The organism is Winogradskyella schleiferi, from assembly GCF_013394655.1.
Taxonomy (GTDB): Bacteria; Bacteroidota; Bacteroidia; order Flavobacteriales; family Flavobacteriaceae; genus Winogradskyella; species Winogradskyella schleiferi.
The window spans coordinates 3,666,490-3,682,726 of sequence record NZ_CP053351.1 but is presented as its reverse complement, the minus strand read 5'-3'; the positions used below and the strand labels follow the sequence as shown (position 1 = coordinate 3,682,726).

The following is a 16,237-nucleotide window of genomic DNA, read 5'->3' as shown; positions in this document are numbered from 1 at the left end:
GCTTTAAATTTTAAACTTTAAACCATAACAGTGTATTTCAAACTATTTCATAATACGGGTCAACTGAAAAAACTTCTTATAATCTTCAGGAATCGTATCAATGTTTAATAAGGAGCCTTCTTCCATTGGAGGATAAATATCATGATACGTTTTTACAACGTATAGTCCAACTCGTTTACTAATATGGTCTCTTGTGAGTTCGTCCGGACCATTAAGTCCTGCAGCTGCAATTAGTTCTAAAAAACTCTGAATAGTGGCTTCGTGATAGCGATGAGCTCTAGGCGCTTTATCTTCGACCACCAAACCTCTAACTAATGACGCGTTTTGGGTGGTTACACCAACCGGACAGGTATTGGTATTGCACTGCAATGCTTGGATACAACCAATAGACAGCATCATGGCTCGCGCACTGTTACAACCATCTGCACCTATTGCCAATGCTCTGGCCATATGGAAACCTGTAATTATTTTTCCTGCAACAATGACTTTGATATCTTTTCGCAATCCAAAACCAACCAAGGTGTCGTGCACAAATATTAACCCTTCGCGTAAAGGCATTCCCATAGAATTCGAAAACTCAACAGGAGCTGCACCAGTACCTCCTTCTCCGCCATCTACGGTTATAAAATCGGGTTGAATTCCAGTGAAAATCATCGCCTCACAGAAATCCATAAATTCTTGCTTTCTTCCTAAACACAATTTAAAACCTATAGGTTTTCCGTCTGAAAGTTCCCTTAGTTTTTTTATGAAATGCATAAATTGAATGGGATCTGAAAAAGCCGAATGAGATGGAGGAGAGTGGACAGCAATACCAGGTTTTATGTGTCTAATTTTTGCAATTTCCTCAGTGTTTTTGGATGCTGGTAATATACCGCCATGACCTGGTTTTGCACCTTGGGATAATTTTATTTCAATCATTTTTACTTGTGGACGTTTAGCATTCTCCCGAAATGTATTTTCGTTGAATGTGCCATCATCATTTCTACAACCAAAATAACCCGTTCCTACTTGCCATATGAGATCGCCACTATGTTCCAAATGGTAATCGCTAATGCCACCTTCACCAGTATTATGGGCAAAATTTCCCATTTTTGCGCCTTTGTTCAAGGCTAAAACTGCATTTTTACTGAGCGAGCCGAAGCTCATCGCAGAAATATTCAATAAACTGGACGAATAGGGTTGTTTACAATCTTTACCGCCAATTAATAATCGAGGGAATTCGCCAATATGCTTTGGATTGTGCTTGGCATACATAGAATGTTCTAACCACTCGTAACCCGAATGATAAAGATCCATTTGCGTCCCAAAAGGCTCAGTATCGTTTTCGCCTTTTGCCCTTTGATATACTAAAGATCTTAAAATACGGTTCAATGGTCTTCCTTCCGTATCCGTCTCAACAAAGTATTGCATGATTTCAGGCCGAATAGATTCTAAAACATATCTAAAGCGTCCAATTAATGGAAAGTTTCGTCTTATAGTGTGTGCGGTTTGAAAAATATCGAAGAATCCCATAATAATTAACGGCCCAAAAAATAGAAATAACCATAAGGCTGCTGTCCAAAATTGAGCAAGTGCTATTATTGATGCGATTAGTGCAATTGAAATTAGAATAAAATACTCACGAACTTTCATAATGTAAATTGTTTATTATAGATCGGATTTCTGTAAGAATCCGCTGCAAATTTAAGGATTAAGATTATACGAATTGATATTTCGATATTTTACTGAAAATGACTCATAAGTATAGCAAAGTTTGCTAACCTTTAAAATTCAAAAATTAATGGATTTTGCGGGCCGTTACTGTAAAAAAATTAGGCAAAACGATAAAAATAGTAAGTAAAACCACACGCGTATTGAAAAATTTCGTAACTTAGGTAAAGAGCAACCTGTTCATTAACAAATATTTAAGATAAATATTGAAGATTTAACCACACTTTAATTTTTGTTTTTTACGTGAATTCAATTTTTAATTGATGCAAATCGAACCTTTAAAAACAAAAGCTATGATAACGATACGAAAAGCCACACTAGACGATTTAGAAGCGATCCATACAATAGAACGTTTAAGCTTTGACGGTGGCGGTTATCCACTATTTGTCTTACGACAGTTATTTGATGTTTCTCAAGACTATTTTTTAGTAGCTGAGGATAAAAATGAAATTTTAGGATATTCTTTAGGCAATCTCTCTGCAAAATTAAATCAAGGTTGGTTGTTGTCTTTGGTCGTACTTCCAGAGGCAAGAGGTAGGAACATAGGAAAACAATTGACCGAAAAATTAATTACGCTTTTAGAGTATAATCTTTGTCGTGAAATTTGCCTAACGGTTCATCCCTATAACATAGCTGCAATCAATATCTATAAACGTCTTAATTTTGAAATCATTTCTGCATATGATAATTATTATTTTGACAAGGAAGAACGATTGCTCATGATAAAAAAACCGGCTTCAATTTTCTTGAATGGGCATAAGAGGGAAAAATCAATGCCAAAATCCAAACTTTTCTAAACGTATCAAAGAGTATTAGTTCTATTTGTAATTTGAGTATTGAGTAGATATTGTAATTTTAATCAGAGATTATCCTTTCAATATTAAACAACGTAAACCAGATTTACAGCAAGATTTTACGGATTTTTAATTTCTGACGCGTATTATAAAATTGGATAGTCATATTTATATTTAAAAATCTATTATAAATACGTCTGAAGTGTTGGAGAATATAACTCCCACGACATCTGATAATTTTCGAGCAATCGCTTGCGGAGTTTTTTAAACCAATAATTACAGTCTATATATGTCGCTCGGATTTACGGGAGATTTTAATTCAACTATTTTGATAGCGTATAAGGATTAGAAATTTGAATTTTTCAATACATTTGTGCAACGACTAAACGATTCAGCAAGCCGTATAGGTTTGTATTAAAAGCTCAAAGTATATAAGGCTTTTATAAAAAAGTATACGACTTATATATGATGTTGCAAACGGAGCAGGAAAAATTTGAATGGGAATTAATTTATAGTTACGTTATACCAATAGGCGTTAGTGTAATAGTGATTTTTATCTTGTATAGACTGATTAAGACTTTTCAATTTTTATATGTATCATTCTTCAAAAAACCAGTATTCGTTCATCACTATATCAAACTCAAAAAGCTCAATACTGAACAATATTCTATCTTAAAAAATGAATATGAGTTTTTTAGAAACTTAAGCTATAAGCAGCAGCGTCATTTTGAGCATCGTGTAGCTACTTTTATTAAAAAGACTGAATTTGTGGGTATGCAAGAGCTTGTCGTAACAGAGCAGATGAAAGTCCTAATGGCAGCCACATCGATAATGTTAACTTTCGGATTTAGAAAGTACTTATTGGATATCCTTAAAACTGTAATTATCTATCCCAAAGCCTATTATTCCACAATTAATGAAACACATCATAAAGGCGAAACCAATCCGCAATTAAAAGCGATTGTGTTTTCTTGGGAAGATTTTAAACAAGGTTATCACATAGGTGATGACAACCTTAACCTTGGTATCCATGAGTTTGGCCATGCCATTCATCTCAATGCTTCCTTAAATAATGACGTTAGCAGCGTGATATTTAACCAAGGGTTTCATAACTTAATTACTTATTTACAGAATCATCAAACCGTTAGGGAAAACTTAATTGCTTCTAAATATTTCAGAGCTTATGCTTTCACTAACCATTTCGAGTTTTTCGCTGTATTATTGGAAAATTTTATTGAGACACCATCGGAATTCAAATCTCAATTTCCAGAACTTTACAAGTACATTCGACAGATGCTAAATTTTAAGTTTTAAACGGTACGTTTAAAGATACTTATTTGAGAAGCCTATGGAATTGGATGGGAAATTAAACTGTTTTTTTCCGGAAGAGCTCAGTTTATTTAAATATAAGACCAAAAAAAAGACTCATATTTGAGTCTTTTTTTATATAAAATAGTATTTTATTTACAATTTAAAGATAACCTGTAAATGGTATTGATAATGATTATTATCGATATAACTTTCAGAATGATCAAAAGCAAACTTACTTATTATTTGACCCCTTAAACCAAAAGATCTACTTTGGTTAAGCCATACTAAAACGCCACCACCAAGATTACCAGTGAGATTGGTTTCATCTATATGAAAGAAACCGATACCTGCATTGGCATAAAAATCAATCCAATCTGCATTTCGGAAAATATGATTTCCAAAATAATATTTTACGTGCGTGTCAAAGGATAAATAGTTATAGTCTTTTTCTAATTCTTCAAAATCATGAACAACATCAACTTGACTTTCATCTGTAAAGCCATTAAACGTAATAGACTGTTCTATAGCAAAATTCTTAGCCCAATTAAATTCAATCGCAGCAGAAATAGGGGTTTGGTAACTCCAGTCTCCAGGGTTATAAAAAGGATTTTGAGATCCTAAAGTGTTAATGGCGTTAACTCCAACACTTAAATACCAATCCTTAGTATCTCGTTGTGCAAAAGAAGATAAACTAAATGACACTAACAATCCTAATAAAATTAATTTTTTCATTTCTAAAATAATTTTGCCCAAAGTTAAACTTTATGGACTATAAAACAAATATTGAAGTAAAGTTATTACAATAATTGCGCAAAATAAATTAAAAATTGCTGATAATAGGTTGTAAATTTATAATTATTTAATTTTTATGCTTATATATTTTGTGTTTCCTAGGTAAAACAAGAGCTTTCTTTGTAAGAAAATTAGAAATTTAGCGAAATTAAACTGCATTTAAACTGCAAAAATTACCTGAAATAAAGGATTTCTTTTTAACAATGCTATTCTGAAAACAGGAAGGACTTTTAATTGAAAACTTTTTTAAAAATATGTCTTGTATAACTCCTATTTGTGAGCAGAAGATGCAGACGCTTTAATATAAAATGGTTTATCGATTTTGCTTTTTTTACAAATATCCTAAGCGGTTTACAATTCATAAGTGATTTATATGATAAACCAATATAAATCATATAAATGTCTGAATGAATATGTGAAAATTCTTTAAAGTAAAATTTACCAATTTCAAAAAACGATTTCCCGTATTTCAAATTAATTAAATTGGAAATTAGTGCCTCATCTTTATTTGAATTTACTTTAATAACATCATAAAGTATTTTGAAGTTGGGAAACGTGTAATAGTGACCTTTATCATTCAGTTGCCAACTACATATTTGATGCATACTTAAATAATATGTCTTGGGTATAGCTATATCGTTTATAACATTTTTAGTGTTAAGAAGCGATTGTAAATGGATTAAAGATCGATACTTTTTATTTAAAAGGTGCGAGTGAATTTCAATTGCTGCGATCTCGTTTTCCGAAATTAATTTATCTAAATGCCTAAAGTCTATAGTCTCATATGCATAACCAAATGATTTGTTATAACCATTAGACTTAAGTAAATTAAAAGCGTCATACACTTGCCGTTCATTGACTAAAATATCGATATCACCTACCATGCGTTCGGCGTTATCATTATAACAGCCTGAAGCCAAAAGCGCAGCTCCTTTTAAAAACACATGCTCTATATTGTTGTTGTTTAGTAGCTTAGATACTGCGTTGACTTGTTTTAAAATAGCCTTATTTCTGTTTCTATTAATCGAGGTTATTTCTTCTAAATAGTGATTTAAGTCATCGGGTAATAAGTATAATAAGTTTCTAGCTTTTAATCTACAGTATAAAGCAGGTAGCACTAAATGTTTGCTGCCTTCAACGACTAATGGATCCCAATTATAGTATGGAGGTTCAAATCTTTCTTCAAGTTGAGAATTTGGAATTTCAAAACTTAGGATATCTGCAATATGTTGAAATGTACTGTTTAAATTGCCCATAGGTCTCTCAATGTACTACTAATATAAGCAATTACCGTTTTTTATTTAATTGTTGAAACAAATTTGAAACTTCAGCAGTTACACTTTTGGTATCACTATACGTTAATTGGTAAAGCTCTAATTGACCAAGCCAATCTAAAAATTGCATGGCATGCATGGGATTAGGTGACAACCAAGAATCTGGGATTATAGTTTCTAAAATGGTTTTAATAGAAACTTTTTCTAATTTAGTCTTAGACTTGGGGTTATAATTCACTAAAGTTATAGCAGCACATGGATAATGGTCTTTTTTAGGTTTGTTACAAGGCATATACTTTAAATCACCTTTAGTTTTGTTGAATTTTACAATAGGTAAATCTTCAAAGTTATTTACTAAAGGTTCAAGCAAATTGAACGCACCTTTCTTTATTGAAATTGCAGACGGATTATAATATATATGTTCATCTTTTGAAAGTAGGGGAGAGACATCATCTGCCAATAAGTGAAAACCATTGGCGACTAATAATGCACATAGGGTACTTTTGCCTTTTCCAGAATCACCAATAAATAGGATAGATGAATTTCCATCTGTAATTGTTGATCCATGAAATGTGCCAATCCAATCACTTTCTAAGTTGTTGTACAAAGTACAAAGTAAATGCATAATAAACTTACCCTGAATAATGTGATAACTATGTTTAGAGACACTGGAAATTAATTGTTCATCTTTAAATAACAACAAATCTTCATTTTTCAAATATAGGTCGAACGTTGCTAGAATAGTATCGTTAGAAGCGCCCTTACAATAATTTGCTAAAGCTGGATGAACAATTTTTTTAACTAATTCAGAATCGTAGTTAATTTTAATTGATTTGTCATCAAAAGTATAGGTCTCAGAGATGTTTCTTTGAGGTGTATTTAAGATAGTTGAAGGAACATTGGTTGGATTATAGGGCTCGTTACAGGACTGTAGGTAACTAAAAAGCGTCTCTGAAATACTGTTGCTTTCTGAAACGCTAATATGATTTGAAATGGTATCTAAGAAATCCGCTTTAGAGTTAGATTCTAAATACGATTCTAACAATAATATAAATTTAGGTTCAACAATACTATAACTATTAGATATTTCGTACCACAATACCCAATATTCACCAAACAATTTTTTATACGCAGGTGCTAAGTTATTATTCAAAATAAAAATCGAAAATTAATCGAACGGGTCTCCTCCTGGATCTGGAGGTGATGACGATTGTGCTTTAAGTGGATTTAAAATCACAAATGTTCCTACCGCAGTCAATGCAGCGTACTTACCCATTTTTTGAATGGCTTCTTTACGAGTGATTTTATCTGAGTTGTTATCTTTCTTCATGGCTTTTGCCCTAAATTTGTGTTCAAAAATAATAAAATATTTTATTTAATAAAGTAAAATGCGAAAAGGTTTACATAAAAAATTATTTTCGTTTACTTTACAAAAGTGCTAACAGCGAAATGTACACCTATTATTTTAGACTTCAAAATTATTGAAACATACATTTAACATATTTACGTAATTTATATAATATTGGTTTTATTTTATCAAAAACCCTGATAATAGTGCTGTTATGTTAGCACTACTACCAGAGTATTAGAATAATATTTTTTAATAAATAATTACTTTCTGCGTTTTATTTTGTAATCCGTTTACTAATTGTACCACATACATTCCAGCAATTAAATTACTTACATCAATTGTGTGCAATCTAGTTGTGTTTTCTAAAGAAGTAGTATTCACTAGTCTTCCTTGAATATCATGTAACTTTACTGTTGTAGCTTCTGTTAACTGGCCAGCTATTACTATTGTCTTATCGTTTTTATTGCTATAAATGTTTAGATTATCTAAACTAGGATTTAGAGTTGAAAGCGTACTTTCAGTAAAACGCAGATAGAAGCGACCAGTGCCATTTAGGTTTGTATTTGGTGTAATTATATATTCGCCAGTATTCAATAATGTGGATGTATTAGCAACAGTATCGTCTAAATAAACTGCAACTGAATTAGGCAAGGTGGTTTCGCCAATTTCAAAGATGAGTTGTTCACCTTGATTTGCGTTTACTCCCAAAGGGATACTAACATCAGAAAGATCACTAATGGCTAAGGCTTGTAGTGCCATTGGTTGACCTGTGTTATCTTCTAACAAATGAGAGAAAATAGGTATATCACTTCCAAATGCTTTAGCGTCATATCCAGTGTCTAATCCTCTAGAAGCATTGTCATTAAAGAAGAAACTCGCCGTAGCATTTGTATTTAATGCTAATTTAAGGACATAAGTTAAGTCATTGTTACGACCTGCAATATAATCATCAGAACCGCTAGTTGTTCTCATATCATCTGCAGCTGTTGGACCTGTAGTAAAGTTAATCGTTCCAGAAAAGTTAGCGGGAGTTACATTTGCTGGTACAAAAAAGCCCTGACCAGGTGCAATGTTAAAGTTCTCTCCAAGAAATGCAGCGATTGTTGCAGTATTGATTATGGTATAATTACCTGTTGTTGCAGCACTACCAGTATAAGTGGCGCTATTATAAGCGTAAATGGCCTCAGCACTATCTTCCATAGGACCGCTATTCGCCGCAAGAAATTTCGCTGCATCTAAATAACTCGGATACGGATTTCCAATAAGGTTCCATTGGCTTGCTAATACATTAGGCGTTGTAATGTCTATAGACACGTCTGTAGACAACGCCTCTCCTGTAAAGGTGATAGTCGCACCAGATATTGATGCAGCTCTATATCCTTTACCTGATACTAATAATTCTGCCGATGGATCTGGTGGAGCCGTTGGTAGGTAAGTTGGAAGATTAACAAATTGCTGGTTGGTATTATCATATGGAGCAAAGGCATGTACCGTATTAGCTCCATTTGCCGCTAGTACAGTTCTATTTTCAGGATTTCCAAAAGATAAGAATGACTGAAAATCTAGCAAAAATTGAGTTAATGGAATAGATATCAGATCGTTTCCAGAAGACACTCCTGAACCAATTTGATTTACAAAACGTTCATAGTTTAAAGTGCCCACAATTGTTCCATCATTAATTAAACTTGAATATAACGCAGAAGTGGAGTTCAATGTTACGCCATTGGTTGCTGTTAATGTAACACCAGAATTCACTTTTAAGTTACCACCAGCTTCTACGGTAATAGATTTTAAGGTACTGTTTCCATCAATTTCTAACGAAGCTCCGGACTTTACGGTAACATCACTATTGGCTAGGTCTCCTTGAAGTATTACGATGCCTTCATCAATAGAAGTTGTTCCAGAATAAGAATGTGTACCTGAAATAATAAGCGTGTTGGTTCCAACTTTTTGGACATTTCCAGAGCCTTGCATTGTTCCGCTAACAGTAATATCACCAGTGCCTAAGTTTCCAAACTCTAGATTATTGTTGTTAATAAAAATATCTTGCGTAAAAATGAAACCTCCTGAAGAATTAGTGTGAACTTGTACGGATGTACCATCTACACCTATTGGTGTATTAAATGTATGAATAGCTGATGAAGCATTATATATACCGCCTGAAACGGATAAACCTCCACCGGAGTTGTTGATAGTTCTTGGAGCGGTTGCACTAGCTTGAAAATCTAATGTTGCCATTATGTAAAAACGACCATTAGTAGTCATTGTAGTGTTATTATTATGTCCTATTTTAACAAAGTTTCTTGTTGTGTTCCCGTTATCAGGATCACCTTGATTATTGTTTGAAGTCGCGTAGTACCATGGAAGCTGACCATCACCAAAATTACCTGTTGTAACATTATCTCGGCTAAACACATCTTGTTGCCCATAAATCTGCCCACTCAATAAAAGACTTATTGTTAACGTTAGTATTATAAAAAAGGAATCTTTAGAGTTCTTCAAGTAATCTCTTTTCATATCTTTAACTATTAATAGGTTAACTTTGTTAAAAATAGTTCAATAAGAGGAATTACAATATGCCTTTACTTAACGAAAACGTTTTCGTGTTAATAACTTTATTTAAAACAAAAAGCACCACAATTCAATTAAGAATGTGGTGCTTTTAAATATAGTTTAGTCTTATTTTATAATTACTTTTTGCGTTTTTGTTTGTGTGCCATTAATTAATTGTACCACATATACGCCAGCATTTAAGCTACTTACATCAATGGTTTGAATACTATTTGTGTTTTCCAATAGTGTTGAGAACACTTTTCGTCCCTGTATATCATATAATGTTGCAGTTGTGGCTTCTGATAACTGACCTGCAATAACAATAGTCTCATGGTCATTATAGCAATAGATACTTAATTGATCTAAATCAGGAGTGGAAGTAGAAAGCGTGCTTTCAGAAAAACGGAGATAGAAGCGACCAGTGCCACTAAGGTTTGTATTTGCTGTAAGTGTATAATTACCAGCAGTTAACAATGTGGAAGTATTAGCAACGGTATCGTCCAAATATACCTTTACTGAACTAGGCAAGGTTGTTTGGCCAATTCCAAAAGTGAGCTGTTCACCTTGGTTGGCATTTACGCCTATAGGAACCGTAACATCCGATAAGTCACTGCTAGCCAACGATTGAATTGCCATGGCTCTTCCTGTATTATTTTCAACTAAATGAGAAAACATATAAAATTCAGGTAAATAGCCGTTGAAAAGTGCCGCATCGTAACCAGGATCCAGCATTCGTGAAGAATTATCATTAAAATAAAAATCAGTATGATAATTAGAATCTGTACTCTCCAATGTCAATCTTAAAAAGGCATTAGCATCAGTTGATCTTCCTGAAATAAAGTCATCACCACCTGCTATTCTTTGCATCACTGGTGTGAATTCAACCAAAGACGTTCCTTCAGCGGCTAACAAAAAGCCTTGGCCAGGTGTTAGGTTCTCAGCTTCATTCATGTTATTAAAGTTAATAATGTCCCATCCATTTTCTGCAGACCCATCGTACCCATAAATACCTATGGCATCTTCATCTAAAACTGCAGCGTTTGCAGTTAAGAAAGCACCACTATTCATGTAAGTAGTATATGGGTTGCCCACTAAATTCCAAATACTTCCAGTGCCAATATTTATGCCTACTGAAACCGTTGCTGTTTGTACATCTCCAATAAACGTAAATGTTGACGTATCGGTAGATGCAGAACGATAACCAATGCCTGGCGTTAACACTGTTTCATAATCAGCGCTTGTATAGTTAACGTATGCGTTAGTTTCATTGTTAAAAGGGCCAAACAAAAATGATGGAACACCGCCAATTAAGCCAGTAGGAATATTAGGATTAGCGTCTTTAAACGCTTCAAAAGTTTGATTTGCATTGGTGACGGGTGGAGAAATTAAGTCATTTTCACCAGTATCATTACCAGAATCGCTGAACGTATTAACATGTCTTCTGTATATGACGTCTCCAATAGAGGAACCACTAACTAATAAGCTAGAATACGTTGTAGAGTTAGAATTTAAATCAAGACTACCATTGGTAATTAAGAGATTGTTACCTATGGATAAGGTTTCATTAGGATCAACAGTAAGATTTCCGTTAGTCAATAGCGTAAGGTTAGTGCCCACTGTAAAATTCTCAAATGTACTTTGCGAACCATTTGTAAGATCTAATGATGCATTTTCAATTATTATATTATCAGGTACTCCAAGACCAACAGTAGTGCCATCTGTCCATTCATTAAAACGATCATATTCTGCATCAATATTCCTGTATTCTAAGATTGAACCGGAATTGTAAGATGGTGTAATGGTCGTAAAACCGCCTTCAGAAATTAATAATTTACCATCAACATTTAAAGTACCAGAGCCAAAAAGCCCATCGTTAGTATCTAGATTGTTACTATAAACTGATAGAGTTTGTCCTGTGTTAACCGTTAATGAATTACTTGCTGTAACATTAATACTATTGGCTTCATAATTCGTATCCAATATAACGGCGTGATTAATGATCACTTCATCATTTAATAATGGTGGATTACCATTGGTCCAAGACGCATCCGATGTCCATGACCCATTATCATCAGAATTGGCGATACCACCTTGCTTTCCGCTATTTACTTGATAGTATGTAAGCATTTCAATTGGGTTGCTCCCAGGATTGCCCGCTGCAGTATTACGGCCAATAGATTCATTCGATCTAAAACCGCTATCTGCATTTAAGTAGGTAACTAAAAAGTTAAAACTTTCTGTATTTGCGGAAGCATTTATGCTTGCAAAATCGATATTAAAAGTATAAGATGCTGCACTATTCTGATTTTCTGGTGATAAACCTGCATTTTGTATAGACGTATGAGAACCGTTTTCAACAATGCCAAAAAGATTAGCGAAGTCATTCCTAACAACCAAAGCGTACTCAGGTCTAAAACCTGGAGGGAAGATTACTGAAGCACGCTGAGATCCATTAAATCCAGAAACAGCCCTTCTACCGCTATCAGCTGAATCTGTTAAATTATCTGTATTAGCAATACCGCCAGGTTGGCTATCAATGTATATCACCATAGCATTGTTAAAGAAGTCACTCGTACCTCTTGTAAACTCAAAATCTATAGTAGTTCCAGAGTCCGTGCAAACCTCTAAACTTCCATTTCCTATTGGTCCACCAAAGCCAGTTTTTCCGTTTCCACCAAAGGTATTACAATCTGCTACATCTGAACAGATGGCTGAATGAGAACCTAAATTCGTGGAGGTATTCTGTGCAAAGCTAGTCCATTCAGAACCAAGTGTCGGGAAAGTCCCATTACAGCCTGTGGCATCTGTTGCCGCTCCTCCACAAACATTATTATTTCTAACTAAGGTTTGATCTAAAGTGCTATTACCATTACCTGAATCAGTCCATCCACCACTTGCTGGATCACAACCAATATTACCAATTAAATCAATTCTCGTTCCAGACTTCACTAAAGAAACAGCGTCATTACCATTAAAGAAAGACGATGACGGTGTTAAATCTGCCAAGGCTAAAAATGTAGGTGAAGAATCATTATCACAAATTACATAAACATCACCATCCAATAGTGTACCAGATAAGTTTATAGTGCTTGAAGGATTAAAACTACTACTGCCATTAAAATACATACGAATTGAATAATCAGAAAGGTCAACATTAGCTCCTGTACCATTATAAATCTCCAAACACCTAGTTTGACCCGAACCTTCTATATATTCTGAAAAGAATAAATCTGTAATGAGAGATGGAACAGCAGCCGTAACATTAAACGGATTGCTCGTATCCGAATTTAAACCATTTGAGTTTGCGGTAACAGTATATCCTGAACCAATAGCATTTAATTTAAGATTATCGAATGTAGCTATGCCCAAAACAGGTGCCACTACCGTCGATGCTGAAAGACTAAATATGCCAGATGTAGAAGGTGTAAGACTCACCGTTTCTGTAAAATCTTCATCAGTATTCGCATTTATATCAACGGCCAAAACTGTAGGTGATGGATCCATCACTACGTTACGTGTTACATTTGAAGTGTTGGTATCAAAAATTAAATCTGTAGCTGTCACCTCAATTCGGTTATCATCCTCGTCTATAGACGTAAAAGCGCCTCCAGCATTTGCATCCGCAAATGTGGAATTATTAACGTCTGCGACCGCATTCGTAATGATCAGTTGTATTTGTTCATTATCAGTAACAGTACTTTTAAATGTGGCATAAACGGCAAATGATTGCGATAAATTGTCATCGGCTTGGATAGTGAGTCCCGAAAATGTTGTTGAAGCTGTGACCGTTGTTATTTCAGAAATAGTAACTTCAGGTAAAACAGATTCATCGATAAGTGCCAAGGCAGCAATATTATCAGCACCAATAACTGTAAATGTAAGTTCATTTAAAATCGTTGGAAGATTATCAGAGTCGGCAGGAGAGTCGCCAGAATCTTGAATCGTAAATTCTGCGATTTTTATAGCATTGCTTACATCGAGTCCACTTGTGGCATTATAACTTAAATAATTTATATTATCTGGTTCGTCATAACTTGCTTCAACTATGTTGGCGTCATTGCTTATGGAAACTGTTGTAAAATTCCCTGTTAATTCAGTTAACTCATAGCAAGTATCAGTAGTGTTGTATTCATATACGGCTACATGATAGGAAGTTCCAGAATTCAAACCTGTTACACTAACAGAACTTGTTGCTGAACCAGATTGTACCACGTAATTCCCGGTTCCTATTTCGTCACCAGAAGCGAAAACAGTATTTCCGGTATAAGAAGTACCATTAGTTGGGTCTGTATCTACGGGAGTACCTTCTTTAATGACTACTAGCACTTCATCACCATCTCCAGATGTCCAATTTAAAGTTGCAGAGGTTGTGCCTAATGCAGTTGTATTGTAAGCAGAGGCTTGGGCCGTAGGAGCTGTGCAACCCGCAGTAACAATAAATTGGGATACATCATAACCTTGATCACTACCATTTTCAGAAAACTCAAAACCAACTTCCAAGGTTGATGCGCCTGAAACGTCTAAATCAACAATAGAATAATTTACAGGATCTCCGTCTCCTGAAGATACAATTGTTTCAACTCTAGAACCACCATCTAAAATGTAGAAATAAGTAAATTCATCTTGATTGGCGTCAACGTCTAAACCAGTTGCTGATATATCCACAGAAGATACTCCAGAAACGTTAATGCTTTGACTGGTGAAAATACCCTGTCCGCCCCAATCTCTAGTTTGTAATTCACCACCGGAAACTTCAAAGGTATTATCAGTTCCATCGGTTCCAGGTGTAGTATCATAGGATAGTGTCCAATGATTAAAAGAAGACCCAAACGGACCAGCAAAAGCTGGACCAGCAGCAGGTGGTGAAGCATCACTGTGGGCTGGGAATCCATCACCATCATTGGAAAAGTCCGCATCGTATAAAGTTCCTGTAGTTGGAGCGTCACTAGCTAAAATTGTCAAATCAAAAGAATTGTTAGTTCCAGCGGCTGCACTATTTCCGCCAGCCACATTCTGTAGTTCGAAAGTAAAGACTTCATCTCCTTCTGTAATAGCATCATCGGTAACAGTAATCGTAACTGTAATGTCTGTTGTTGAACTTCCAGGAAAGGATTCAGATTGGGTTGAGTAACTAGCAATATCAGCAGCATCTCCAAAAGTTAATACCACATCAAACGTTGTTGCAGCAGCATCTTCATTTGCAATTTCTATAACTAAATCATAGGTTCCTACATCTTCTGCAACAGCATCAGATGTACTAGCGAACTGTACTGTTGTAACAGCAGCTGTTGTAAAGCTTTCGCTTAACTCATCTAATTGATAACAAGTTCCAGTAGTATTGTATTCATATATGGCTAAATGATAGGTTGTGTCTGGGGTTAGACCTGTAACCGAAACATTGAGATTCTGTCCACCAATTCCTGGGTTTGAAGTCCCATCGTTACCATTAAAAACTACAAAATTACCTGTGCCTATTTCACTTGCTCCAGCGCCATTAAATTCACTATTTGCAGTATAACTTGTTCCATTAGTTGGATCTGCATCAACCGCAGAACCTTCTCTCATTAAAACTAAGACATCGTTACCTCCACCTCTTGTGAAGCTAAATTCAGCATTAGTTGAATTAGAAGTAATACTTTGAAAAGCAGAGGCTTGAAATGGTGCTGTGCAGCTACCACCTGAAGTATAAGTAACCTCAAAACTATCTACATATATTCTATTGGAGCTTGAGCCATCTCTTTGATAAAATTCAACCTCAGAAGTTGCTGAGATACCGCTAATAGTATAAGTGGAGCTTGCGCTTAAATTCGTTGCAGTGCCCCCATCTACTGTGTAGCCGGCAGGACCGGTTGTGCCAGAAGCATTAACTGTGATATCAGTTATAGTTACACCGTTGTTCGCGTAAATAATAATTGAACCTCCTTTGGTGGCGTTTTGGTATAGACGTAATTGGCTACTAAAAATACCAGGATTTGAAGTTCCTGAGTTTCTAAAACTACCAAAACCTATATTTGCATCAAGAGCAATTCCAGGTGATGCCTCGTTCAGGCCATTTACAGCTCCTCCGCTAGAGAAATCATAGGATACCGTTGTCTGCCCGAAACATAAGGCTGCAAGCATTAGAGCAAATAATAATGTGTAAAATTTTTTCATAAAAAGAATTAATTAAATTAAATCGCAACTTTTGAAAAAATAGGATAAGATGTATAAAAAGGAAATATCTTACAAATTTAAACTTATGGTCGCTAGAGTATAATTGTTTATCGTGATTTACTAAAAAATGCGATTAAGTCTGTAAGAATAGGGGATTGCAAATATAATAAAACTTAGTTTTTATACTTTATTTAGATATTAACAGTGTGTTAATTAAAAATAGCGGCAACCAATTTATAGTATAATCAATATCGTTTACATAATTGATCCCAAGATATTTAGAATAAAAATAGTCTAAA

At 34.7% G+C, this 16,237-nt stretch carries 9 protein-coding genes; 2 read left to right on the top strand and 7 right to left on the bottom strand.

The genetic code is table 11. From position 1 onward, the window contains the following. Window positions 1-42 precede the first annotated feature (42 nt). Complete coding sequence (locus tag HM990_RS16020) at window positions 43-1,632, bottom strand: FMN-binding glutamate synthase family protein (protein WP_178990320.1); 1,590 nt, start codon at window positions 1,630-1,632, stop codon at window positions 43-45. 371 nt (window positions 1,633-2,003) lie between these two features. Here HM990_RS16020 and HM990_RS16015 point away from each other — a divergent pair, with 371 nt between their 5' ends. Together HM990_RS16015 and HM990_RS16010 are read left to right on the top strand one after the other, a co-directional pair. Next, a complete protein-coding gene (locus HM990_RS16015; protein ID WP_178990318.1) occupies window positions 2,004-2,507 on the top strand; it encodes a GNAT family N-acetyltransferase in 504 nt (167 codons plus the stop codon). 462 nt (window positions 2,508-2,969) lie between these two features. Next, window positions 2,970-3,818 (top strand): zinc-dependent peptidase, encoded by an 849-nt coding sequence (locus tag HM990_RS16010; protein ID WP_178990315.1) that lies wholly within the window; start codon window positions 2,970-2,972, stop codon window positions 3,816-3,818. Window positions 3,819-3,968: 150 nt separating this feature from the next. Here HM990_RS16010 and HM990_RS16005 read toward each other — a convergent pair whose 3' ends face one another. From HM990_RS16005 to HM990_RS15980, 6 genes are all read right to left on the bottom strand, one after another. Next, window positions 3,969-4,547, bottom strand: a complete 579-nt coding sequence (locus HM990_RS16005) for an outer membrane beta-barrel protein (protein WP_178990312.1) — start codon at window positions 4,545-4,547, stop codon at window positions 3,969-3,971. A gap of 290 nt (window positions 4,548-4,837) precedes the next feature. Continuing rightward, complete coding sequence (locus HM990_RS16000; RefSeq protein ID WP_178990310.1) at window positions 4,838-5,863, bottom strand: nucleotidyltransferase family protein; 1,026 nt, start codon at window positions 5,861-5,863, stop codon at window positions 4,838-4,840. A 31-nt stretch (window positions 5,864-5,894) separates the two neighbouring features. Then, window positions 5,895-7,034 carry a hypothetical protein gene (locus HM990_RS15995; protein WP_178990308.1) on the bottom strand — a complete coding sequence of 380 codons (1,140 nt, stop codon included), beginning with the start codon at window positions 7,032-7,034 and terminating at the stop codon, window positions 5,895-5,897. Between the two features lie 15 nt (window positions 7,035-7,049). Then, a complete protein-coding gene (locus HM990_RS15990) occupies window positions 7,050-7,211 on the bottom strand; it encodes a hypothetical protein (RefSeq protein ID WP_178990307.1) in 162 nt (53 codons plus the stop codon). 270 nt (window positions 7,212-7,481) lie between these two features. Beyond that, the gene (locus HM990_RS15985) at window positions 7,482-9,749 is read right to left on the bottom strand and encodes a T9SS type A sorting domain-containing protein (protein WP_178990305.1); all 2,268 of its coding nucleotides are present in this window, start codon (window positions 9,747-9,749) and stop codon (window positions 7,482-7,484) included. A 162-nt stretch (window positions 9,750-9,911) separates the two neighbouring features. Further along, a complete protein-coding gene (locus HM990_RS15980) occupies window positions 9,912-15,938 on the bottom strand; it encodes a T9SS type A sorting domain-containing protein (RefSeq protein WP_178990303.1) in 6,027 nt (2,008 codons plus the stop codon). Window positions 15,939-16,237: the final 299 nt, after the last annotated feature.